The sequence below is a fragment of the Pullulanibacillus sp. KACC 23026 genome (genome assembly GCF_029094525.1).
In the GTDB taxonomy this organism is placed as follows: Bacteria; Bacillota; Bacilli; order Bacillales; family Sporolactobacillaceae; genus KACC-23026.
The window spans coordinates 874,315-898,381 of the sequence record NZ_CP119107.1; the positions used below are offsets into that span (position 1 = coordinate 874,315).

Genomic DNA, 24,067 nt, shown 5'->3' on the forward strand with positions numbered 1-24,067 from the left:
GACGTACCATAAAGTGGTCGCTTGGGAGCAGGGCAGGATGTCTATCTCAAGGGGCCCATTTTAGCGAGCGATGGGTTGAGGCAGGAGCAGGTGGCGGAAGTAGTCTATAGCGGGAGCTGGTGGCGGACGCGAGAGTTAGCACTAGATTGAAGAGGGGTCTGGACCTGAGCGAGCAATGATCAGGCAGAAACTTTGCTTGAATTTTAGCTCAAGATAGGGGTGGAGTCGACGTTGCTTGATCGGACCCCTTATGATACTTTAACTGATCTTTTTGAATGAAAAAAGACTACCTGATGGTTCTAGGCAGCCTCAAGTATTTACGCTTCAACGCGTTCTCTTGTGGTCACGATGTTGGATGGCGAGGCTGTAGTTTTGGAAGCTGCGCTCATCAGCTTCTTTTGCAACAGTCATAAGACTGAGATAAAAGAAGACGGCAAACAACCATAATACGACACACCAAATTGCAATTGTCATGGTACGCACCTCCGTTTTGGTAACTGGCTGGCATAGTGTTCCCTAAATCCACACTTTAGCCCCTAAAGTTTTGCGTCCTAAGATTTCCCTTAGTTTGCCTTTGTCTGACTAAGCGTACAGCAAAAAGATAAAAAAGCCTTAAGTCTCCATTGCATCTTTTTTTTCTAAGCAACTCTTTTGAAACGTTGTGGCATAGGTAAAATGAAATGGATTAAAATTTAATAGTATTAATGTAGTACATTTTCCGGTCCTTTGCAAGCGCTTTCTTAAAACTCGACAAAAGATTCTACTTTCTTACAAAGGTACTCGATAGTTTTCTATGAAGGTCACTGAAAAACCCAGAAGGTCAGTGAGTGCCGCCCCTAGGATGGCAGACATCCTAAAAGGTTAGTAAAAAATCTAAGAAGGTAGACGAAAAATCCGAGAAGGTCGGCTAAAAATCCAAGAAGGTCACTGAAAAACACCAGAAGGTCAGTGAGTGCCGCCCCTAGGATGGCAGACATCCTAAAAGGTTAGTAAAAAATCCAAGAAGGTGGACAAAAAATCCAAGAAGGTCTGCCGAAAATCCAAGAAGGTCACTGAAAAACCCCAGAAGGTCAGTGAGCGCCCACCCTAGGATGGCAGCAATCCTAAAAGGTTAGTAAAAAAACCAAGAAGGTCGGCCAAAAATCCAAGAAGGTTACCGAAAAACACCAGAAGTCCTCAGAGTGCCGACCCTAGGATGGTAGCAATCCTAAAAGGTTAGTAAAAAATCCAAGAAGGTCGGCCAAAAATCTAAGAAGGTCACCGAAAAACCCCAGAAGGTCAGTGAGCGCCCGCCCTAGGATGGTAGCAATCCTAAAAGGTTGGTAAAAGATCTTAGAAGGTAGACGGAAAATCCGAGAAGGTCAGCAAGTGCCGACCTAAAGTGACGAGTGAAACGGGAGAACCGTCCCCGCGTTTCGTCCCCGCGTTTCTCCCGCGTTTCCCGTCCTGCATTAGGGTATAATAGGGTTAGGTTATTTAGTGGTGTTTAGGTTGTGTGGAACAAGGGGACGGATCTCGCGTTTCATTTTTAATGTAGCTTTTGTGAGAAACATAATGGCCGTCCGAACAAAAGGAATGGAGTTTAGGAACATGTCTAAGAGTAATTCTAAGTTTTTGGCGATGACTTCGCTTATTTTGATGGCAATAGGGTTTATCGTTACCCTGTTCTTTCACCAAAATTTTTTATTGAAACTATTGCATGGCGGTTTTGAAGCGGGCTTAGTTGGTGGGCTCGCCGATTGGTTTGCTGTCACGGCGTTATTTCGCCATCCATTGGGTTTGCCGATTCCTCATACCGCCCTGTTGCCCAATAACAGGGAGAAAATGACAAAAGGGATCATCTCGATGGTGGAAGATAATTGGTTAAGCAAGTCGAGTATTATTGAAAAAATTGGCAAGCGGATTTCGGCTGAACAGCTAATTAGCCTCTTGGAAAAAGAAATAAGTTCTGAGAAGGCAAAGGAGACCCTCGCATCGTTACTAATTGAACTGGTAAAAAGTAGTGAAATAACGCCTATAGCAAACGGACTTGAGAAGGAATTGAAAAACTACTTTTTGTCTTTAAATTCAAAGAAGCTAATCGATTCACTGCTTCCTTTCTTGCTGGAACAGAAATTAGAGGAAAAGGGATTTGATTTAATCCTTAATAAGGCAAGTGAGTGGATTCAAAAAGAAGAGAATCGCAATAAAATTGGAGCGGCATCGCTAAAAGGTCTTTCTGGCCTTAAATTGGATGGCTTTTTACAATTTGCTCTTAATTCGCTTGTGAGTATGATGAGTGATGAAAAAATGGGGCAAATCCTTTCAAAATTGCTTATAAATGCAGCTGTAGATCTGCAGCAGAAGGATAATTCGCTAAGAAATGATTTGATCGCAACGATCAGGGGCGAAATTAGTCAACTAGGATCCAATGAAAAACTGATTGAATCCTTGGAAAGCTGGAAGAACGCGTGGATTAGCCAGCATGATCTCTCCAGTGAGATTGGATCCGTTCTGACAAAACTTAAACAAAATTTGATTCATATATTGGGGGATTCTAATAAAGTCGATCAAACCATTTACCCCTATGTTATGCAGGGTTTCGAAAAACTAAAATCAAATCCCGCCTTAATGGACAAGTTCGATGCGTGGTTAGAAAAAAGTGTCATTGATTTCATCGATAAGAATCATGAAAAAATTGGGGCCATGGTTAAAGAAAACTTGGACAAGTTAGATGACAACACCTTAACCTTATTAATTGAAGAAAAAGTCGGCAAAGACATCCAATGGATTCGAGTTAACGGTGCCGTCTGCGGCTTCGTCATCGGCATCATATTATCCCTTTTCTAATTAAAGGTGGAACACGAGGGTGAAACGCAGGGACGGTTCTCGTGTTCCATTGATTAAGTGGAACACGAGAACCGTCCCTTTGTTGCAAATGAAAGGAATGAAACGAGTGAAGTTAAATAAGATTCATCATATTGCTATTATTTGTTCGGATTATGAGGTTTCAAAGTCTTTTTATGTGAATGTACTAGGTTTAGAGATTTTGAAGGAAACATATAGAAGTGAGAGAGAGTCTTACAAGTTAGACTTAATGGTCAATGGTCATTATCAAATTGAGCTTTTTTCGTTTCCAAACAGTCCGGAGCGAGCGAGTTACCCGGAGGCAAGAGGGCTAAGACACTTGGCCTTTGAAGTGGAAGATGTAGAAGAAGCAGCGGCAGAGCTTCGGGAAAAAGCTGTTGAGGTTGAAGAGGTGAGATTGGATCCAATTACGGGGAAGAAATTTACCTTCTTTGAAGACCCAGACCACCAGCCCATAGAATTGTATGAGAGTTAAATCATAGAGTGAAACATAGGGACGGTTCTCGTGTTCCATTGGTTAAATGGAACGCGAGAACCGTCCCTGCGTTCATTCTGCGTTCATTTGAAGATGTACAAAAGCTTTACATTGAATTAACACTAGGTTTACATAGGTGTGTTAGAGTTAAGTCAACAAGTAAATAGGTGCCTTGGAGAGATCAGAGAGAGCGTTAATGAAGCGAGGGTTGTCTGTGCGTTTTGGACAGAGTACCGTTTGCTGGAATTAAGCTCTCTTTTTCTATGGGAAAGGATGAGGAAGTTGGAGGAGAAGGATAGGATATTAGAGGTTTTGCGAAGGGAACAGATCATTTTTTCAATAAAAACACCTAAAGCGCTGGATCATTTTCTTGAATCGGACATTACCATAGGATTCTTATTAGAAGGCAGTATTAATAATCTTCAAAATTACGTTAAAGTCTTGAAAAACAGAAATAAAATTGTTTTTCTTCATTTAGAAAAGGTGCAAGGTATTCGCGTTGATTTTGAAGGGCTTCAGTTTTTATCCCATTACATAAAGCCGCATGGCATTATTACGACCAAAAAACAGTTAATTCGATCTGCTAAAAGTTTGGGTTTTTGCACAGTCCAGCGTTTGTTCTTAGTTGATACTGATGCAGTCCAAAACGGGTTGCAGATTGCCAAGGAATTTCAGCCTGATTTTATTGAGGTTATGCCAGGGCTTATCTCATGTGTCTTTGGAAAAATTAAGCAAACCATTGATATCCCATTGATTACAGGAGGACTCATTAGCGATGAGGAGCAGATCCAAAAAGCCATCAATCATGGTGCGCTAGCCGTTTCAACAAGCCGACTTAAGCTAGGTCAAGCTTTTTTAGATAAGGGGTCTGACCCCTCAAAAGCTTCAAAGGGTTTTCTGCTTAATATATAGAGGGGGGTCTGACCCCCTAAAGAAGGAGCGGTGATGAGGATGGATAAGATGGTGGTTGCGAGGGCGCAGGGTGGTGTGGTGATGAGGGCGAGGAGTTCGCGGTTGTATCGCTTTACCCATTGGCCGTTCTTGCTGCCAGCTATGTTTTTTATCACGGTTTTTGTTTTTGTGCCAGCCATTTATGTGATTTATTTGAGCTTATTGAATTGGAACTTGTTGAGTTCGACTCCAAAGTTTGTTGGTCTGAAAAATTATGCTTTTTTGTTTCATGATACCTACTTCTTAACAGCGCTGAGGAATTCTGGGTTGGTGAGCGCGTCTATGGTGGTAGTCGCTCTTCCGCTCGGACTTGGTCTCGCGCTCTTAGCGGATATGGGCTTAAAGGGGACGCGCGTCTATCGAACGATCATTTTTACGCCTTATGTTATTCCGCTTGTGGCTTCTGGGCTGATTTGGTCGCTTCTCTTTGGTGACAGCGGGCTGATTAATCATCTTCTTGGTCTATTCGGAATCTCAGGTCCGAAATGGTTAGGCACTCAGCCTTATGCGCTGATCAGCATCATGGTTGTGACCATCTGGCAGTTTACGGGCTACTACATGTTGATTTTTCTTGGGGGTCTTCAGGGCGTTCCAATGGTTTTGAAAGAGGCAGCGCGAGTGGATGGAGCAGGAAATTGGGGCGTTTTTAAAACGGTGACGCTTCCGTCTCTGACACCCAGCCTTTTCTTTGCGGTCGTGGTCTGTATCATTCAATCGCTTCAGACGTTTGATCAAGTGTACATTATGACCAAAGGCGGTCCGGACGGCTCAACGACCACGCTCGTTTATTACATATTCCAGCAAGGATTTGGCATGTATAACATTGGCCCTGCGACAGCTGCTTCGGTTATCCTGCTTTTGATTCTTGGCTTTTTAACCTTTATTCAATTGCGAGTGAGTCAAAGATGGGTGGTGGAAGAATGAATCAGCACTCTTTAGTTAAAAAAGTAATGGGGCATGCTCTCTTGATTATCGCTTGTGCGTCTATTTTGATTCCAATTTACTGGATGATTGTCAGTGCGTTTGAGCCGAATTCAGATATTCTCTCAACGACACCGCACTTTTTCCCATCTCACTTTGCACCTGGGAATCTCTTAACGGCTCTTAAAGCCCAGCCTTTTGGCCGATTTTTTCTAAACAGTTGTATCATGAGTGCCCTCATTGTGTTTTGCCAAGTGGTGACTTCAAGCTTAGCAGCTTATGCTCTAGTCTTTATTCCTATGCACCGCAGTAAAGGATGGTTCTTTCTTATCCTGCTCGCCATGATGATACCGATGCAGGCTACTTTTATTCCTGTTTACCTCATTTTGAGTAAAGTGCATCTGATCAATACCTACATGGGACTGGTGCTTCCTTTTGCCGGGAGTGCTTTCGGAATCTTCCTTCTTCGACAAGGGTTTGTGTCGGTTCCTAAAGCGATCGTGCATGCTGCGCGAATTGATGGCGCATCGGAATGGCGTATCCTGGGCACTATTGTTTTGCCGAATGCCAAACCCATCATTATTACACTTGTCCTATTAAATTTCGTCTTCCATTACAATGACTTATTTTGGCCATTGATCTCGACGAACGCGGCTAACATGCGGGTCGTCCCAGTCGCTCTTTCTTACTTCCTAAGCCAAGAGCCAGGACAAACCCTTCAATGGAACCTGCTGATGGCAGCCGACCTTGTCACCATTTTACCCGCACTCGCCCTGTTCCTCCTTGGACAACGCTACATCGTCCGAGGGATCATGAGCAGCGCCGTAAAGGGGTGATGCCAGAAACAGAGAGACAGGTGGAACGCGGGGGTGGAACGCAGGGACGGATCTCGCGTTTCATTGAGAGTGCATGGAACGCGGGGACGGATCTCGCGTTTCAGAACGTTCGATCAGCCATTTCAAATTTAAGAGGGCCAAAACGGTTTTTAAAAAATTAAAATAAGCCCATTTTGAGGAGGGGAATAGGTTGAAAGCTTTTCCTTTGAAGGTAGTTTCGGCAGTTGTGTCATTAGGTATTCTTTTATCAGGATGCGGGACATCCGGCAATTCCGCTAGTACAAGCGGCACCGCAGGCAAAACAGCAGAATCTGGATCAAATAAAGTTGTTGATATTTCACTATGGTATGGAATTAGTGGGGATTTGGATAAGGATGTACAGAAGATGGTCAAGAAATTCAATGACGCTCACCCGGCTATACACGTTACGGCGACCTACCAAGGCAGCTATTCGGGCGGAGGACCTGAACAGCAAAAATTGCTTGCCGCTCTTGCTGCCGGCAACCCGCCTGACCTTGCTCAAATCGAAGTGAATTCCATGGGTGTTTTTGCAAACTCTGGGAAGTTAATGGATTTAACGGATTTTATGAAAAATAGCTCTGTTGATAAGCCAGATAATTTCTTAGACGGCATGTTGGTCAGTACGCAATGGAACGGCAAGTATTATGGCGTTCCGCTCAACCGAAGCGTTCCAGTCCTTTACTACAACAAAACGTTGTTTAAAAAAGCTGGTATTCAAGACCCTCCAAAAACTTGGGATGAACTCGCAGCGGATACCAAAAAATTAACAAGTGGCTCTGGCGACTCCAAGGTCTACGGTTATGGTCCGCTTGTTGACTGGTGGCCATGGGAATCAATGGCTTGGTCCTCAGGAAGTGAAATTCTTTCAAAAGATGGCAAAAAAGCCACCTTTAATACACCTGAGCTCAATCACGTCCTTACCCTTCAGCAAAATCTAGTCAAAAGCGGGGATGCCCTTGTTGAGACAGGGGACAATTATTGGACACTCATGACTAATGATTTTATTAACGGAAAAGTGGCTATGGATCTCGATTCTATTGGCAGTGCCGCGCAAGTTCAACAAGGTGTTGGCTCGAAGTTCGAATGGGGCACCGCTTATTTGCCAAGCGACAAAACCCTTAATGTACCTCCAGGCGGTGGTGACATGGCCATCATGAACGGCATTCCGCAAGATCATGTTAAGGCAGCTGAAACGTTTATTGAATGGTGGACTTCACCAAAACAAACACTTGAATGGTCACAATTAACCGGTTATCTGCCTGTTCAAAAAGATGCTGTTCAAGATCAATCTTACCAAAATTTCTTGAAGAAAAACCCGCAATTCAAAACAGCTATTGATGAGCTTCAATATCAAAAAGCAGCTCCTGCCTCCGAGCACCTGCTTAACGTCCTACAATACATGCAGCAATCCTTGCAAGGTATTTTTGACCAAGGGAAGCCAGTCGGCGACCAACTCAAAAAAGCCGTCGACCAAGCCAACAGCATCTTAGGTGGTTGACCTATGAAACGCGGGGACGGTTCTTCCGTTTCGTTGGTGAAACGTGGGGACGGATCTCGCGTTTCATTTGATAGCTTCAACAGATAGGGCAGCAGGAACCGTTTTACAGTGAAAGGTGAGCAAGATTTTTTTGCTTACCCAGCATTGAAGAGGACATTCTAGTTAAATCAAGAACGAGCACAGTGAAGGGTTCGCTGTGCTCTTTTTCTATTATCAGAAAGAAAAATATTGCTGGCTCTTGGGAAGCAGACCTCTGCTGAAAAATATTGCTCGAAAAGGTCTGTTCCTAACTATGAGAAGAAAAAGGGATTTTCACGGAAGACACACAAAGTATGCTCTAGTAATTTTGGCAATTCTTAGTCTTTCACCCCATACACCTTAGCGAATGGCTCTATTCTTAGATTATATTTTGGGAATTTTGAAGGACTTGTGACCTGAATGTAGAATAGTTTAAGATGATAACCTCCTCTCCCACTGAAACACAGGGACGGATCTCGCGTTTCATTTCATCTTTTCCTCGAAAAAAAGCTGGTTCTCGTCTCATTTCCTCCGATCGCCTCACTATTTTTTTCTAATTCCAATGAAAAAGTCTTTTTGCAAGGTCACCATGGGCAGACAAAAGAAATATTTTTTTGAAAGTGGTGATAAGTTGGTTCGTAATCCAAGAGTGAAAAGCAAAACGGGAGTCTATCATATTATGTGGAGAGGAGTTAATAGACAGGCTATTTTTCACGACGATCAGGACAGAAGGAAATTTCTTGATATCCTTAAAACCTATAAGAACAAAAATGATTTGAACATCTATGCTTGGTGTTTAATGAGTAACCATGTCCATTTGCTGATAAAAGAGGGGAATGAAGGGATTTCAGATACGATGAAGCGGATAGGGATTAGCTATGTTAATTATTTCAATTGGAAGTACCAAACAACAGGTTCTCTTTTTCAGGATCGTTTTAATAGTGAATGTGTTGAAGAGAGACCCTATCTACTAACTGTCGTAAGGTATATTCACCAGAATCCGTTAAAAGCTGGAATGGTCAGTCGCGCTGAAGATTGGAAATGGAGCAGTTGTAGTACTTACTATGGCAAAGTCCCTTATTCTGTTGACCTGTTGGATAGTGAGCTTGTTCTTGGATGCTTCTCCCCGCATATCGCAGAGGCAAGAGAAGCATTTCGAGCATTTAACGAAAGCTTGAATGATGATACATGCCTAGATGAAAAGCTGGTTAAAAAAAGGTTGTCCGATGAAGAGGCAAGAACAGCCATTCTAGAACTCATAGGTATTTATGAAATCACACAAATTAAGAGTCTGCCTAAGTCAGAGAGAGAAAAAGTGCTGTGAGAGATAAAAAGAATAAACGGCATCTCACTAGGCCAAGCCGCAAGAATTATGGGAATCTCAAAAACCCTTATCTTTCGAGCATAATTAAGTGCCGCTTGAAACGCAGGGACGGATCTCGCGTTTCAAGCAAAGCACCAAGTGAAACGCAGGGACGGATCTCGCGTTTCAAGCAAAGCACCAAGTGAAACGCAGGGACGGATCTCGCGTTTCAAGCAAAGCACCAAGTGAAACGCAGGGACGGATCTCACGTTTCAACCTAACATTCAAGTAATCGGCTACAAAATCAAAGAATTTAAATTAAGTACAAGAAATCCAAGGTATTCTATAGAATGGTCCTTCATTTTTTGTTTACAAAAAATAGAAGCGGCAGGACCGCTTCTTTAAGTAAAGTAATGTATTTATATTTATGAAACAGAAGAACCGTCCCCGCGTTCCACCCGCGTTCCACCCGCGTTCCACCGCGTTCCACCTGCGTTTATTTTAATAGTTTTAGGCTTGCTAGTCGGTCTGGGTAGTCGGTGATGATTGAGGTGACGCCAAGGTTCATCATGGTTTCTAGGTCGTTTATTTCGTTTACGGTATAGGGGTTGATGTCGATTTTATATTTTTTGCATGCCATGACGATTTCGGGACTAATATGTTTGAAATAGGGGTGAATGGCTACAGCACCTATATGTTTAGCGTACAGCCAAGGATCCACTAATTGCTGGGCATATAGAATGGCCACTTGGATATCGGGATCAAGCTGTTTTATATTCTTTAGACTAACATGATTAAAGGACGAGCAAAGGACTTGGTCATGAAGGCCATAACGATTAATTAAATCGACGACAGCGTCTTCTAATCCTGGGTATTCGACTATTGCTGTTTTAAGTTCAATATTGACAAAAATGCCTTGGCTTCTTGCCCAAATAAGAACGTCCTCAAGCAGTGGGATTTTTTCTCCCTTGAATTCTGGGGCAAACCAACTGCCAGCATCCAACTTAGAGAGTTCTGCAAAGGTGATATCTTTAATCCATCCCCTTCCATTAGATGTTCTATCCAATGTCTCGTCGTGCATGACGACAAGACTTCCATCCTTTGTTCTATGGATGTCCAGCTCAATTCCGTCTGTGCCAGCTTGTTTTGCCAATTCAAAAGCTATCAAGGTGTTCTCTGGAGCGGCGGATTTAAATCCTCGATGAGCTATAATCTTAGTTTTCATAAAATAGCCTCTTCCCCATTTAAAATTGATTCCATTCTGATTATATTTATATTATAGAATCAACTGGAGTATTAAAAAGAGCTCTATAGTTGAAATTACAAAAGCTTTACAAATAAATGGGAGGGCGCTTTTCTTAGTGACAGCACTTTGCTTGAAATTTCAATAAAAAGTCAAAGCTATGAGGGGACAGACGAGATTAGGCTGTTAAGATTTTATTAAGTTTATTAGTATATTATAGTGTAGTTCGTTTGCGAAAAGGGTTAGAGTGTTAGTAGGGATTTTATCTAACTTGGCGGCTTGGTAAGGGAACGAGTTGCAGGGGAAGGCATCCCGCCGAACTTTTTTGCAGAGCTATGACGTGGGCAATGAAACAGGAGAACCGTCCCTGTGTTTCCTGTGTTTCATTGAGCGAAGAAAATGAAACGCGAGAACCGTCCCTGCGTTTCAAGAGGGGATTGCGATTGATGTCTTTTCAGATGGTGTTTGTGTTGGTTATGATTGTGTTGATGTTGCTTGGGCTTTTGTTTGAGGTGGGGCGTCCGGATGTTGTGGTGTTTTCGGTTCTTGTTATTTTTTTGATAACGGGGATTTTGACACCGGATGAGGCGTTGAAGGGCTTCTCAAATGAAGGCATGATTACGATTGCGTTATTGTTTATTGTGGCTGGGGCCATTCAGAAGTATGGGCTGATTGATCAAGGAATGACGCGTTGGTTGAAGAAGAGTCGGTCTCGAATGGGGTCAATGCTGCGTTTTTTTATTCCAACTGCGTTGATGTCTGCCTTTTTGAACAATACACCAATTGTGGTTACATTTACTCCGATTATTAAAAAGTGGTGCGAGGACCGTGGGATTGCGCCATCTAAATTTTTGATTCCATTGTCTTATGTGACGATTTTGGGCGGAACGATGACGCTGATGGGTACGTCCACTAATCTGGTGGTTCAAGGTCTGCTTTTGGATAACGGCATTAAGTCGTTTAACTTGTTCACCTTGACACCGGTCGGAGTGGTCGTGGCGGTAGTCGGGCTTTTGTTCATTTTTTTAATAGGAATCAAGTTACTTCCCGAGCATAAGGGATTTGAGCAAAAGGTGCGTGAGGATTCACGTGAGTATTTAGCAGAAATGCGTGTAGATGACTCGTTTCCTTATGTGAATCAGAGCATTGACGCGGCGGGGCTGCGGAAGTTAAAAGGCTTGTATTTAATTGAAATTATTAGGGGCGAGGAACGGTTGTCACCGGTTCGTTCTTCTACGATTATACAGGCGGGCGATCGCTTAATTTTTACAGGTCTAATTTCAACTATTGTTGATTTACAAAGCGTTAAAGGGTTGACGCTTGAGACGGGGACGCATCTTGAACTAGATGATTTGAAAAAAGGGTCAAGTCTACTTGTTGAGGCAGTTGTGTCTCACAATTCTTCTCTGTTATCCAAAACGATTAAAAAGGCAAGGTTTCGCTCTAATTTTGATGCGGGGGTTATTGCGGTTCATCGTAATAATGAACGGATCAAAAGTAAGGTGGGCGATATTAGTCTAAAAGCGGGCGATACGCTGCTTTTGCTTGCGGGGTCAGATTTTATTAGAAAATACCAAGAGTCCAGTGATTTTTACGTTGTGTCTTCTATTGATACGCCTGACAGATTGAATCGAGATTTGAAAAAAGGGCTGTTATCTATTGGCATTCTTGTCGTGATGATTGCTCTGGTGACGCTTGGCTTTCTCTCCATGTTTAAAGCGATGGCCTTGGCGACCTTTCTTTTATTAGCAACCCGATTAATAACGCCAGTCGATGCCAAAAAATATATACAGTTTGATGTCTTACTTTTGATTGCAAGTTCCTTTGGTGTCGGATCGGCTATGACGACGACTGGTTTGGCCAAATGGCTTGCGGATGGGCTCATTGCCATTGGTCAACCGATGGGGTTATTTGTTATCCTTATCATGGTCTATCTATTAACAAATATTTTTACAGAGTTAATCACTAATAGTGCTGCTGCTGTGCTGATGATTCCGATTGGCTTGCAGATGGCTGATACGCTTCACGTCAGCCCGCTTGGTTTTGCCGTGTTGATTGCCATTGGTGCATCGGCAAGCTTTATCACGCCGATCGGTTATCAAACCAACCTTATCGTCTACGGACCAGGAGGCTATCGCTTCAAGGATTACGTTAAAATTGGCGTGCCATTAAGCCTAGTTATTATGATGACTACGGTCGTGATGGTCTACTGGATTTATTTTTAAAGCGAGAGAATGGCGGCCGCGACAACAGGCCAGCAGGTGCCGGAGATTAGGCGGCCGCGACAACAGGCCAGCAGATGCCGAAGATTAGGCGGCCGCGACAACAGGTCAGCAGGTGCCGAAGATTAGGCGGCCGCGACAACAGGCCAGCAGATGCCGGAGTTTAGGCGGCGCGACAACAGGTCAGCAGGTGCCGGAGATTAGGCGGCCGGGCGTGCTAACGGACAAGGTGGCGCAGTTTGCAGTTCACAGATTCAAGAGATGGCGGGTTCGGCACGCTCAGAGACTTGCTATTGGGCATTACAAATTTTTTAGGTAATTAAATTATTATGGGGGTACGCAAGATGACTGTTTCAAAAAATATTGTGTGGCATGATTCAAAAGTGACGAAGGAGGAGCGGCAGGAGCTGATGCATCACAAAAGTGCGGTGCTTTGGTTTACAGGTCTGTCCGGTTCCGGCAAGTCGACGATTTCGGTTGAGCTTGAGAAGGAACTGCATGCGCAAGGCATTCATACCTATCGCCTGGATGGAGACAATGTGAGACATGGGCTAAACAAGAATCTTGGTTTTAGTCCTGAAGATCGGACGGAGAATATCCGCCGGGTTGGCGAGGTCGCAAAACTTATGGTTGATGCGGGGCTCATCACATTGACGGCCTTTATTTCACCCTATCTTGAGGACCGGAAGCAAGTAAGGGACATAATGGAAGAAGGCGAGTTTATCGAGGTTTACGTGAAGGCGAGTGTTGAAACTTGCGAAGCACGCGATCCGAAGGGCCTTTATAAAAAAGCACGGGCTGGTGAAATCAAGGAGTTTACGGGCATCGATGCTCCTTATGAAGAACCTGTGAACCCAGAAATTGTTCTTGAAACGGGCTCGCTTTCGGTAGAGGAATCGGTAGCAGTCATTATTGACTATTTAAAAGCAAAGGGGTACTTGTATGAAACGAGCCGTTCAAGTCGCTGATTTATTTGACATTGCCTTAAGAGCTGGACAAGATATTATGGCGGTTTATGCGAAGGACTTTAATGTGGAGTACAAAGGGGATGATTCTCCTTTAACACTGGCTGATAAAAAGTCGCATTTAGTCATCTCTGAAGGGCTGGCGAAACATTACCCTGAGCTTCCTATTCTGAGTGAAGAAGGCCGGGCGATTCCTTATGAAGAGCGTAAGGATTGGGAACAGTTTTGGCTGGTGGACCCTTTAGATGGGACGAAAGAATTTATTAAGAAAAATGATGAATTCACGGTAAATATTGCGCTGATTGAGAATGGTTTTCCAACACTTGGAGTTATTTACGCCCCTGCTCTAGATGTCTTTTATTTTGGCATCCAAGGAAAGGGAGCTTTCAAGCTAGTTGAGGCATCTAAGAATGAAGTTTCGAGTGACCATGAGCTCATCGCTAAAAGCCGCCCGCTGCCAGAGGTTAAGAACCAAGATGTCCTGAATGTGGTTGCTAGCCGGTCGCATATGTCTGAAGAGACGCAGGCGTTTATTGATGAATTGAAAAAAGAAAACACAGTAGACGTCGTGTCTTCCGGCAGTTCATTAAAGTTTTGTTTGGTGGCAGAAGGAAAAGCGGATTACTATCCGCGTTATGCGCCTACAATGGAATGGGATACAGCAGCGGGACAAGCGATTGTCGAGGCCGCGGGAGGAACCGTTACTCGCTACGAGGACCAACAGCGTTTTTATTATAATAGAGAAAACCTGCTGAACGGCTGGTTTTTGGCCAAACGGTAAACTAAAAAAAAGAGAGGCCCACATTAGTCATTTCCAGGACTGATGTGGGTTTTTTTACTTTAGCAAGGCAGAAAATCCGATTTGGCTTGGCACTAGCCAAATCTTCTTTAAATGATATATAGTCTAGGCGGTTGCATATCTTTTTGAGTGAGGAAAAATCACACAGTTTTTTAGGAGGGGTTTAATGACGACGGATTTTAATGCTGAGCGGCCAAGAATACAAGGCTGGTTATTTGGCTTCACAATCGTATTATGGGTGCGAACGGTGACATCACCTCTTTCGATCACCCTTTTGCTTGTAGCGTTGGTGTCTGGTGGGGCTCCACAAATTGATTTCTCGCAAGTCTCGACATGGGCAAGCCTCCTGTTTGAACTCGGCTATGTTGTGCTGTCCATTCCCACACTTGTTCTTTTCTTAAGTAGAAATAAGTCCTTCTTATATTGGTTTATGTGTTTAGAGGCGTGGTCCGTCATTCATTACATCGTGTTAATGGTTCAATTGCCAAGTGAACCCAACTTAATAAACGGTATTGTGGGGATTGTGATTGATCTGCTTCTTGTTATTTATACCTTGAAATCAAAGCGGATGAAAGCCCACTTTGCCCGTTAAGTCTGAAAAAGCATGTGTAAACGAGTATCCGGAAAAATTAAGTTTGAGCGGAGTCTTTTAATAAAGGCGAAACCAGGCCGGCTTTCCGTGGCGGCAAGCAGCTTTTTCGTGTCTAACCAACAAGCAAATAGAAAATCAACATTAAACGTTAAGAATGATGTCAGCCTTTAAATTAACTTAAGTCCTCTGGAAAAAATGGATCTACTTTACCCGGTTCGAGTTCTGTTGAAATCCTTGTGCCTAAAAGATGGAAAAAAGAAACGAGAGAACCGTCCCCGCGTTTCAGCCTGAAAAAAGAAACGAGAGAACCGTCCCCGCGTTTCAGCCTGAAAAAAGAAACGAGAGAACCGTCCCCGCGTTTCATCCGCGTCCCAGGAATAAAAGCGGGTTCGATGGAAAAAATGAGGGAAAGGATTTTGTGAGGGGTATTGGATGGATAATTATAGTAATGATAATACGGCGAGAAGGTATCGGGCTCATGTGAGTGTTCTTGGGACGACACAAATTCATCTTAGAAATCCGTCTATCATTGGTTGGTGGAGTGCGGCGTTTCCGGGATTTGGGCATCTTCTTTTATCCAAATATCTTCGTGGATTTGTTTTGTTTATATGGGAAGTCGTGGTGAATTTAAATTCGCATCTTAATTTAGCTATGATTTATTCGTTTCAAGGTGAGATTGATAAGGCGAAGGATATTCTAAATACACGGTGGTTATTAATTTATATTCCAGTTTATATTTTTAGTATTTGGGATAGCTATCGGACAACTGTCGATATGAATAAAGTGTTTGTACTGGCAGAACGTGAGGAGCATCGGTTTAATTCCTTTAGTATAGGAGCACTTGAAATTAATTATTTGGATAAAAGAAATCCTATAATGGCGATCATCTGGTCGCTATTCGTCCCAGGCTTAGGACAACTATATATACATAGAATTGTCACAGCCTTCTTTGTCATTGTCTGGACCGTTATCTTTTTTTACTATTCTCATGGTCTTGAAGCCATTTCGCTTTTATTTTTAGGTGAGATAAGCAAGGGGCTACATCGGTTCTCAGTCCTGAATGGCTTCTCTTCTTTCCTTCTTTGTATGGGTTTTCAGTATTTGATTCTTATATAAACACAGTTGAGAACAACAAATTATTTGAGAAAGAACAACGCTCCTTTTTTAAAGAGCATTATCAATCCCGATCTTTTCAAGTTGTAAAGGGCAAAAGGTGAAATAGATTATGCAGTTATTTTCCGCATTTGAGCATGGGGTTTTTATAGAAATGGCCATTGCGGCATTGGAGAAAAAGGGGATCAAAAGTGAACAAATTTTTATTGTTCCCCTTGATAATCGTAAGGAGCCGCACAAAATTTTTGATGATCTGCATCGCTCTGATGGAACGTCTTTAATAGATATTGGTGTAGCTTTAGCAACTGCTTTTTCAGTTGTTGGAGCGAGCATCGGTTTTAAGCTCGCTTGGGGTCCCATTTATTGGGGGTTAATCGGTGCAGGTGCTGGATTTATTGTTGGGTTAGCTATTCGGTTAGTCACTGAGATAGTTCTCAAAAAGAAACGAAGACTGTTAAAAGGCAAACACTCTGAAGTCATTATGATCGTCAATTGTGTGGACTCACAAGGAGAGATGGTGGAGAATATTTTGTTTAGCCATTTTGCATTAGGCGTAGCCAAGGTCAAGTGATAGTCATAAAAACAGACGGTGTTTTCTGCGTTTCATCATGTTAGACGCTCCTGCTGGATATACTAGAAATCCGAAGCTATGTGGGGGTGTCGGTATGGCTATCATTTCAACTTATAAAAATGTGATTAATTATTTGTTTCTTGCAATTGAATTGGCAGGTTTAATGGCTTTATTTGTGACACATAACCATTTATTTATAGGGATGATTATCGGTAATTTTATTTTTTGGGTGATTTATCTCATTTTAGAAGCCAAATGGAATTGGTGTTTGCCCCTTTACATACGCATCATGGTGATTCTCTCAATTATAGGTAACGGAATTCTCGGCGGGGTGTTTAAGCTCTATCTTAACATGGCCATTTTTGATCAGCTCCTGCATGTTTTTGCGAGCTACTCGGTTGCCATTTGGGTCTATTATCTTGTCCAACAATTTGCAGGAGTGGTTCTTGCGAAAAGGAGATTGCATTTTGTGATCATCTTCTGTTTGGCGTTAGCCTTAGGTGCCGTGTATGAAATCATGGAATTCGGTGTTGATCATATGATTCAGTCAAAGCATAAAAATCAAGCCTCGCTCTATGACACTGATTTGGATCTCATCTCGGATTTAATCGGTGGACTGATCGCCTCTTTTCACTTTGTTCTCTCAAGTAAACTCAACCAATTTCTCATTTCGTTAAAACGCTTCAAAGGTGACTCGCCAGAAGAATAGCTGATTCATAAAAAAGTGAAGTTGGGTTTGCTGCTCATTGGAAAGGGCGGTATAGCTTGCTGAGAGGATGTAGATCAAAAGGTGCAAAGCCGGTCCCGAAAGAAAGGCGCTCATTTTTGGGGAAGGAGCGTCTGACGGGGCGAGGAAGACACTGCCTGAGAGGTCGAATGCTTGGCTAGGACAATAAACGTTTTTAGCGGAGAAAATGAAACGGGAGAACCGTCCCTGCGTTTCACCCCAAATAGAAGGCGGATTAGATGATAAGGGCTGTGCTCTAATGGTAAAATAAGACTTAGTGACATGGTCAGAAGGTGTTTGTAAAAGGGAAAAGATCACTTCGGGGGGAGAATAGTCTCTAGATGAAGGTACATAAAAAGTTAGATAGGAAACATTTACTGAGAAAGGCCATTACTATTCCAATTGGTGCTTTGTTGTCAGCTATTGGGCTTGAAATCTTTTTGGTTCCTAATCATATCCTTGATGGCGGGATTACCGGTATATCGATTATTTTAGCTTATGTCACACATTTTCCTTTAGGGGTATTTATTGGGGTTTTAAACCTACCCTTTATCATTATTGGATACAAGCAAATAGGAAAAACCTTTGCCTTTTCCACGCTTTACGCGATCATATGCCTCTCTATCTTTACCAGTATTTTTATTCCGATTCCGCAAATTACAACCGATCCTTTATTAGCCTCTGTTTTTGGTGGTGTGATTTTAGGGATTGGTGTGGGGATTGTAATTCGTAATGGCGGTTCTCAAGACGGGACGGAGATTCTTTCCATTCTTCTGAACAAAAAGACCCCTTTTTCAGTCGGTGAGATTGTGATGTTTGTCAACGTATTTATTTTAGGAAGTGCAGGCTTTGTCTTTGATTGGAACAGTACCATGTATTCGCTATTGGCTTATTTTATAGCGTTTAAGACGATCGATATTACCATCGAGGGCTTGGAACAATCGAAGGCGGTATGGATCATTAGTGATGTACATGAAGAAATCGGCGATGCCTTAAACAACCGATTAGGGCGCGGGGTTACTTATTTAAATGGACAAGGTGCTTATTCGCATGATAAAAAACAAGTGATCTTCACCATCGTGACTCGATTAGAAGAAGCGAAACTAAAATCAATAGTAGAGGACATCGACCCTAACGCCTTTCTTGCAGTAGGAGATATTCACGACGTTAAAGGCGGTAACTTTAAGAAAAGAGACATTCATTAAAACACATAAAAGCAGCGAACCTGAGATTCAGGTTCGCTGTTTTTATGTGTTTTAGGGGGTCAGACCCCCTTTCGTTTTCACCTTATATATAGGGTGAATTGGTGGAAATAGCCGGCAAAAGGTGTGTTGAGGGGTCAGACCCCTTGAAATAACTCTTGGGTTTGTTTTTTCTTTTTGTTGACGAGCAGGATACTTGCGACGATTAGGATGATGCCGACAAATAATAGTTTGGTGAAGGGTTCGCTTAGGAAGATGGTTCCTATGACCACGGCAAGCATCGGGACTAGGAAGGTGAAGGTGGCGACAACACTTGCGTCACCCGTTTTCACCAGCGTGACATAGAAGATCCATGAGATCGCGATTCCGAGTATGGCCCCAAAGGCAAGGCCGCTGAAATAAGTGCCGTTCCAAACAATGCTTGACCACTTTTCAGTCGAAAGTCCGCTTATCATAAGAACCACACCGCCAATTAAGCACTGGAGGGCGACCATCCAAAGCGAATCGACTGAATGGGCCATCTTTTTGGTGTAAATGGTACCGAATGCCCAGGATAGTGCGGATAATAAGCCGAATAGAATTCCTAAGATGGAGACATGGCCGGAGAACCCCTCTGCACTGACCGATATGACACCGAGAAATCCAAGAATCAGTCCGAGCACCTTGGTTAGCGTCATCGTTTCGCCTAACCATAGCCAAGCAAAAAGTCCAACTAAAATAGGTTGAAAATAAACAATAACTGAGAAGAGACCGGATGGAACCAATTTGAGCCCCTCTGTTTGCAGTCCATAAAATAACGTAATATTTAAAAGACCGGTGATCACATATATTTTCCAATTCTTTTTCCATTGGATTCGATCCCGTGTTTTCCAAATGAAGCCTGCTAAAAGAGCGCCGCCTAACAAACACCTCATCCCAGCAAAAAGCAATGGAGGCGTATAGACCAATGCTACTTTATAAATTGGCCAGGAGAGGCTCCAAATAATGATTAAACCCGCCATCATTAAAAACCATTTTGCTTTCATAACATCTTTTTCTCCTCATCCATATATTTATCCAACTTTAATGACTAAAGACTTTCTACAGTCTTAAAGCCCTTCTGTTTTTTTCTCTAAAAAATCAATAACTTTTACAGAATACGTCCTTTCGTTAAATATTTCAATTAATAAAGACTGGAGAGTTATGGCAATTTTTCATAACTACAGATTTCGTCGAATAGGTATTATAAAACAGCATGAACTATAAGTTGAAAGGAGAAATGGTCGAATGGCACAGGTACCAATTCCCGCTCAATTTAACATCAACATTCATATCATAAAAGTAAATTCCTTTGAAAATGCGTCTGCGATTAATGTTGGTAATAACTTATTAGCGGAATGGCAGAATTCAGATAAGAAAACAATGGGGATCGGACAAAATATGGGCGATGATGCCGCTTTTTTGGGGACTAAAAGCATGGTCGATGATCGGGATTATATGGATTCACCTGCTTCATTTGATTCGGAGATGCTGATTCCAGGATTAAAACCATGAGGTGGGATAATGATGTTCTTTAAACCAATGAATGTTAAACTTGATGCTCTTAAAGTCAACAACGTGGACCATTTAAGTGCTGTTTCCTTCGGCAGTACAGTGAAGATAGGGAAAAGCGTGCAGGCAAAAAAAAACCAAGGCTATGGTCAGCAGTTGGCCGATCACGTCTATCGAGCCTATAGCGTCCACTATTGTTTAGATGATGAGCATTCTGATAACCTGACAATTAAGACAGGGAAAATTTTATAATGATGTGCCTCATCATTACATACTGGGAGGAGATGGCATGTACCCTTCAGAACCTGTGACCATTTTCTTAGGTGTATTTAAAGTCAATGCCCTCGACCACTCTGCCGGAATATTCATGGGCCCCAGTATTCAACTTGATGTCATGGTTTCCTATAAACGAAATCAAGGCATCGGAGAACAAAACGGAGACTTCTCACCCATCACACTAACCGAAGCCTTTGTCATGGATAATGATTTTAATGATAACCACTCTGTGAAAAACAGCTTTTTATAGAAACGCAGGGACGGTTCTCCCGTTTCATTCCAATCGGGGGTGTACGTTGTGTCATCCTTTTCAGTCTTACTTTTTAGAAACCTATGGGAGGTGTGCGAACATGGTTTTCTTTTCACCAGTAGCGATTAATATGCTGTCTTTTAAAGTGAACGCGATGGATAATGAGGCCCTGATCAACTCAGGCACCTATTTTTCGGTTGATCGATTTATCTCTTATAAGCGAAATCAGGCGGTAGGAGAGCAAAACGGTGACATCTCACCTATTAACTTACCAATAACCTCTGTTTTAGATTCGGACGTCGCAGACAGCAATTCTGCCAAAAATAGTGTCTTTTAGAGTGCTCAGGTAGCCATTTAACAACTCCTGGACTTCAACTGCATTCAGGATAAGGGAAACGAATTTAATTGTGAGGGATGCCTTTCGCCTAGCGATCGGTATCCCTCTTTTAATGGTTTTATTAAGATATCCCCCGCTTCTTTCCAATGAATCATGGGTAGCCCTTAAACTATTAATTGACTAAATCAACTAAATATTTTATGCTAGATTCAACATTAAACATTCTGACTATTTAGGAGGAAGAATGAAAAAGAGCCCATATGTAGAAAAGATTAGGAAATTCAATCGGTATTATGCCAGTGTATTAGGTAAAATGGATCAAGAAATCTATAATAAACCTTTTCCTTTAACCGAGGCGCGAGTGATCACTGAACTCCATTTTAAAAAGGGCTGTACGGCAACAGCGGTTAGAGAAAATCTTGGAATAGACCGTGGACAGATGAGCCGAATCATTCAAAAATTTGAGGACGAAAAAATTATTGTTAAAAAGCAGGCATCAAAGGACAAACGCCAATATTTACTTTATCTCACTAATTATGGGGAAGAAATTTATAATGATTTAGTCGAGCATGCCAATTATGAAGTTGGAAAGATGATCCAAGAAAAGTCAAATCGTGAATTGACCAAGCTAATCACTTCTATGGAAGCGATTGAATCGATCTTAACTGAAGTGCCTCCTTTTCAATCAAAGGTATCCATTCGAACGTTTGAGCCAGGTGATGCTGGATTTGTCGCTTATCTTCACGGAGCATTTTATGAAAATACCTATCGTTTTGGCAAGATGTTTGACTATTACGTCATGAAGGGGCTAACGGCATTCATGGCGGATTCGGATGGAGGGGAGCTATGGATTGCAGAAGTGGAAGGTAAAAGGGCAGGTTCGATTGCGATTACGAAATCCGACGACAAGACCGCCCAACTAAGATGGTTTATTTTAGATGAAGCGTATCAAGGCATGGGAATAGGTAAGCAATTGATGGATACAGCCATGGCTTTCTGTAAAGGCCAAGGATACACCCATATCTTTTTATGGACGGTCAGTATTTTATATGCAGCCCGTCACCTCTATCAAACCTATCATTTTCAACTAACCGAAGAAAAACCTAATTATGAGTGGACCGGTTCGAAACTAATAGAAGAACGCTGGGACTTAGAATTAAAGTGAAACGCAGAGTGAAACGCGGGGACGGTTCTCCTGTTCCACTTTTAAACGAATGATTAAAATAGCCACCCATGGCGCGTTTGACGGAACCACCCCCAGATGAAAGAAACCTGGATGGCTTTAAAGTTTCAGCTATCCAAAACGCCTTATTTTCAGGGCAGCCAGGGAGCAAAGGTGGTGATTCAATGAATGTTGCTGAGATTAAGCACACACCTACGAACGGTTGTGGGGGGAGGCCCCTGAATGCCATTCAGACTAACGCGCTTAAGGTTGACCCTCATCTGTTAGATAAGGCCGATGACAAGCGCAGAGGATTGACGGTCATTTGCCGCCCGGCACAGGTGGTACAAAGGTCGGTCATGGACTTTTTGGACTAAGACCTTAGAGCCTTTTCATAAAATAGTTTGGAGATTCAGTATAGCCCTGTCTTGCATAAAACCTATGTGCATCCTTTCTTCTTGAATGACAATGAACTTCGATTCTGTCGCAGTTTCTTTTTATAGCCAAATCGGTGCAATGCGCTTCTATGTCACGCCCGATACCTTGACTTCTTATTGTGGAGTCTACAGCGAAATAGCTAATCCTTGCGAAGTCTCCTTTTAAAGCTAGTTGAGGAATATAATGAATTGAAATAAAAGCGATTACTTTCCCTGAAATTTCATAAACCAATAATTCTTCATCTGGATGATTAATAAGTGCTTCTATTTTCTCTCTTATAAAGCTTTCTGTATCATAGTAATCTAATTGTTCTAATAACCCACATACCGATTTCCAATCTCCAACCCTTGCTTTTCGAATTCCCAACCCCTATCACTCCTTAACTGAAATAGAATGCGTCAATGCTCTAAACGGGCCTTTCGTATTAATCAACTCTAGGCTAGCGTTAACAAAAATTCAGCGGCACCGATCAAAATACTCACAAATCTAATTGCTAATTAAGGTCTAAGCAACTAAAAAAATAAGGATGCTAATGGCTATTCGAAAAGCACCTCAATTATACAGCTAATTTAAATTCTCTCCCCAGATCGGCCTGTTCACCTCTAGGTTTTTCTTTTTTATAGACTAAAAATAAAGGAGGTGAGAAAGGCCAATTAAGGATCGTTTTCCTAGCTGAAGAGTCACCATTTTAGCGGGACAATTGCCATACATAGAATGGAGGTCGTTTAATGGGAACTCATCCGGTCCGCTTGACGTCATCTGAGGTGGGGGGATTATGGGCGAATTATGTTGTGGGATCCATGTTTGTTTGTGTTTATAACTATTACTTAGCGAAAGTCGAGGATCCAGAAATAAAAACCATCTTGGAGCGTGCTTTAAATTTATCTAGAGAGCATGTCCAGGTGGTAAAACAGATATTTGAAGAAGAGGGCCATGCAATCCCTTTAGGTTTTACTGAAGAGGATGTTCATCTCGAGGCGGCTAAACTTTTTTCGGATGACTTCTTTTTATATTATACCAATCAAATGGCAAAGGGTTCTTTGATCACTTATGGAGCCTTTTTGCAGAATACGTTTCGGGCTGATTGCCGAGCGTTTTTTACTTCATGCCTCACGTCTGCCATGGAGTTATTTAATGAGACCACCCAACTCCTACTTTCAAAGGGGCTTGAAGTCAGGTCCCCTTATATTCCTTATCTTAGAGATGTGACTATGGTTGAAAAACAACATTTCCTAGCAGGGTGGTGGGGAGAACAACGCCCTCTGACGGCTGCTGAGATTACGCATCTCTATTCCAATACTTTAAGCAATCATTTGGGAGCTGCGGTTATTACCGGCTTCGGTCAAGTCGCTCAGTCTCAGGAGATTCGAGCGTATTATAGAAGAGGTAAAGAGCTTTCCAAGAAGCAAGTGACTATTTTCAGTAAGTTTTTAAACGAAAATGATCTCCCCATTCCTGTATCCTTTGATGCCTATGTCTACGATTCAACAGAGCCTCCTTTTTCTGATAAATTAATGCTATTTCAGATTTCTATGATGACCGCTGCTGGGTTGGTCAACTATGGTTCGGCTCTTTCTGCAAGTCCGAGACGAGACATAGCCGCGGCCTATGTGCGTTTACAAGGTGAGATTGGCCTTTTCGCAGAGGATGGATTACAACTTCAAATTAGCCATGGTTGGCTGGAAAGGCCGCCGCATGCCATCAATCGAGAACAATTAATGAAATGACGGCAATAGGGGAGCGTTGTACTGTGCTGAAAAAGACCAACAA

General features: G+C 42.4%; 24 protein-coding genes, 1 pseudogene and 1 riboswitch. Of the genes and pseudogenes, 21 read left to right on the forward strand and 4 right to left on the reverse strand.

Annotated elements, in window-relative coordinates; translation table 11 throughout:
• Window positions 1–324 precede the first annotated feature (324 nt).
• Entirely contained in the window at window positions 325–474 is a 150-nt protein-coding gene (locus tag PU629_RS03815) for a hypothetical protein (protein WP_275282950.1), read from the reverse strand.
• Between the two features lie 15 nt (window positions 475–489).
• Window positions 490–583, reverse strand: a riboswitch (cyclic di-GMP riboswitch).
• Between the two features lie 1,007 nt (window positions 584–1,590).
• On the opposite strand from PU629_RS03815, the gene PU629_RS03820 reads away from it, so the two are divergent.
• From PU629_RS03820 to PU629_RS03850, 7 genes are all read left to right on the forward strand, one after another.
• Window positions 1,591–2,829: a DUF445 domain-containing protein gene (locus tag PU629_RS03820; protein WP_275282951.1), complete on the forward strand. Its 1,239-nt coding sequence runs from the start codon at window positions 1,591–1,593 to the stop codon at window positions 2,827–2,829.
• A 97-nt stretch (window positions 2,830–2,926) separates the two neighbouring features.
• Window positions 2,927–3,322 (forward strand): SMU1112c/YaeR family gloxylase I-like metalloprotein, encoded by a 396-nt coding sequence (gene gloA2, locus PU629_RS03825; RefSeq protein ID WP_275284350.1) that lies wholly within the window; start codon window positions 2,927–2,929, stop codon window positions 3,320–3,322.
• A gap of 282 nt (window positions 3,323–3,604) precedes the next feature.
• Window positions 3,605–4,234 (forward strand): glycerol-3-phosphate responsive antiterminator, encoded by a 630-nt coding sequence (locus tag PU629_RS03830; protein WP_275282952.1) that lies wholly within the window; start codon window positions 3,605–3,607, stop codon window positions 4,232–4,234.
• Window positions 4,235–4,273: 39 nt separating this feature from the next.
• Window positions 4,274–5,197, forward strand: a complete 924-nt coding sequence (locus PU629_RS03835; protein WP_275282953.1) for a carbohydrate ABC transporter permease — start codon at window positions 4,274–4,276, stop codon at window positions 5,195–5,197.
• On the forward strand, window positions 5,194–6,030 hold the full coding sequence (locus PU629_RS03840; RefSeq protein ID WP_275282954.1) for a carbohydrate ABC transporter permease: 837 nt from the start codon (window positions 5,194–5,196) through the stop codon (window positions 6,028–6,030). The genes PU629_RS03835 and PU629_RS03840 overlap by 4 nt, the downstream gene beginning before the upstream one ends.
• A gap of 190 nt (window positions 6,031–6,220) precedes the next feature.
• On the forward strand, window positions 6,221–7,549 hold the full coding sequence (locus tag PU629_RS03845) for an ABC transporter substrate-binding protein (RefSeq protein ID WP_275282955.1): 1,329 nt from the start codon (window positions 6,221–6,223) through the stop codon (window positions 7,547–7,549).
• A gap of 697 nt (window positions 7,550–8,246) precedes the next feature.
• On the forward strand, window positions 8,247–8,891 hold the full coding sequence (locus tag PU629_RS03850; protein WP_275282956.1) for a transposase: 645 nt from the start codon (window positions 8,247–8,249) through the stop codon (window positions 8,889–8,891).
• 475 nt (window positions 8,892–9,366) lie between these two features.
• On the opposite strand, the gene PU629_RS03855 is transcribed toward PU629_RS03850, so the two are convergent.
• Entirely contained in the window at window positions 9,367–10,095 is a 729-nt protein-coding gene (locus tag PU629_RS03855; RefSeq protein WP_275282957.1) for a glycerophosphodiester phosphodiesterase, read from the reverse strand.
• A 464-nt stretch (window positions 10,096–10,559) separates the two neighbouring features.
• On the opposite strand from PU629_RS03855, the gene PU629_RS03860 reads away from it, so the two are divergent.
• The 8 genes and pseudogenes from PU629_RS03860 to PU629_RS03895 all read left to right on the forward strand — a co-directional run bounded on the left by PU629_RS03860 (window position 10,560) and on the right by PU629_RS03895 (window position 18,307).
• Complete coding sequence (locus PU629_RS03860) at window positions 10,560–12,338, forward strand: SLC13 family permease (protein WP_275282958.1); 1,779 nt, start codon at window positions 10,560–10,562, stop codon at window positions 12,336–12,338.
• A 341-nt stretch (window positions 12,339–12,679) separates the two neighbouring features.
• A complete protein-coding gene (gene cysC / locus PU629_RS03865; RefSeq protein WP_275282959.1) occupies window positions 12,680–13,303 on the forward strand; it encodes an adenylyl-sulfate kinase in 624 nt (207 codons plus the stop codon).
• Window positions 13,278–14,081: a 3'(2'),5'-bisphosphate nucleotidase CysQ gene (cysQ, locus tag PU629_RS03870; RefSeq protein ID WP_275282960.1), complete on the forward strand. Its 804-nt coding sequence runs from the start codon at window positions 13,278–13,280 to the stop codon at window positions 14,079–14,081. The genes cysC and cysQ overlap by 26 nt, the downstream gene beginning before the upstream one ends.
• Before the next feature lie 184 nt (window positions 14,082–14,265).
• Window positions 14,266–14,691 carry a hypothetical protein gene (locus PU629_RS03875; RefSeq protein ID WP_275282961.1) on the forward strand — a complete coding sequence of 142 codons (426 nt, stop codon included), beginning with the start codon at window positions 14,266–14,268 and terminating at the stop codon, window positions 14,689–14,691.
• Window positions 14,692–15,123: 432 nt separating this feature from the next.
• A pseudogene (locus PU629_RS03880) lies at window positions 15,124–15,908 on the forward strand (hypothetical protein).
• A gap of 8 nt (window positions 15,909–15,916) precedes the next feature.
• Window positions 15,917–16,375 carry a hypothetical protein gene (locus tag PU629_RS03885; RefSeq protein WP_275282962.1) on the forward strand — a complete coding sequence of 153 codons (459 nt, stop codon included), beginning with the start codon at window positions 15,917–15,919 and terminating at the stop codon, window positions 16,373–16,375.
• Window positions 16,376–16,469: 94 nt separating this feature from the next.
• Window positions 16,470–17,084, forward strand: coding sequence for a DUF2238 domain-containing protein (locus PU629_RS03890; protein ID WP_275282963.1), 615 nt, complete (start codon window positions 16,470–16,472; stop codon window positions 17,082–17,084).
• A 359-nt stretch (window positions 17,085–17,443) separates the two neighbouring features.
• A complete protein-coding gene (locus PU629_RS03895) occupies window positions 17,444–18,307 on the forward strand; it encodes a YitT family protein (protein ID WP_275282964.1) in 864 nt (287 codons plus the stop codon).
• Between the two features lie 134 nt (window positions 18,308–18,441).
• Here the strand turns inward: PU629_RS03895 and PU629_RS03900 are convergent, their stop codons facing one another.
• Window positions 18,442–19,329, reverse strand: coding sequence for a DMT family transporter (locus tag PU629_RS03900; RefSeq protein ID WP_275282965.1), 888 nt, complete (start codon window positions 19,327–19,329; stop codon window positions 18,442–18,444).
• 241 nt (window positions 19,330–19,570) lie between these two features.
• On the opposite strand from PU629_RS03900, the gene PU629_RS03905 reads away from it, so the two are divergent.
• From PU629_RS03905 to PU629_RS03925, 5 genes are all read left to right on the forward strand, one after another.
• Window positions 19,571–19,837, forward strand: a complete 267-nt coding sequence (locus PU629_RS03905) for a hypothetical protein (protein WP_275282966.1) — start codon at window positions 19,571–19,573, stop codon at window positions 19,835–19,837.
• A gap of 12 nt (window positions 19,838–19,849) precedes the next feature.
• Complete coding sequence (locus PU629_RS03910; RefSeq protein WP_275282967.1) at window positions 19,850–20,086, forward strand: hypothetical protein; 237 nt, start codon at window positions 19,850–19,852, stop codon at window positions 20,084–20,086.
• A 37-nt stretch (window positions 20,087–20,123) separates the two neighbouring features.
• Window positions 20,124–20,360 (forward strand): hypothetical protein, encoded by a 237-nt coding sequence (locus PU629_RS03915; protein WP_275282968.1) that lies wholly within the window; start codon window positions 20,124–20,126, stop codon window positions 20,358–20,360.
• Between the two features lie 100 nt (window positions 20,361–20,460).
• On the forward strand, window positions 20,461–20,697 hold the full coding sequence (locus PU629_RS03920; RefSeq protein WP_275282969.1) for a hypothetical protein: 237 nt from the start codon (window positions 20,461–20,463) through the stop codon (window positions 20,695–20,697).
• A 244-nt stretch (window positions 20,698–20,941) separates the two neighbouring features.
• The gene (locus PU629_RS03925; protein ID WP_275282970.1) at window positions 20,942–21,862 is read left to right on the forward strand and encodes a bifunctional helix-turn-helix transcriptional regulator/GNAT family N-acetyltransferase; all 921 of its coding nucleotides are present in this window, start codon (window positions 20,942–20,944) and stop codon (window positions 21,860–21,862) included.
• Between the two features lie 378 nt (window positions 21,863–22,240).
• Here the strand turns inward: PU629_RS03925 and PU629_RS03930 are convergent, their stop codons facing one another.
• Window positions 22,241–22,663, reverse strand: a complete 423-nt coding sequence (locus PU629_RS03930) for a GNAT family N-acetyltransferase (RefSeq protein ID WP_275282972.1) — start codon at window positions 22,661–22,663, stop codon at window positions 22,241–22,243.
• 362 nt (window positions 22,664–23,025) lie between these two features.
• Between PU629_RS03930 and PU629_RS03935 the strand changes: the two genes are divergently transcribed.
• Window positions 23,026–24,024: a DUF3231 family protein gene (locus PU629_RS03935; protein ID WP_275282973.1), complete on the forward strand. Its 999-nt coding sequence runs from the start codon at window positions 23,026–23,028 to the stop codon at window positions 24,022–24,024.
• Window positions 24,025–24,067 lie beyond the last annotated feature (43 nt).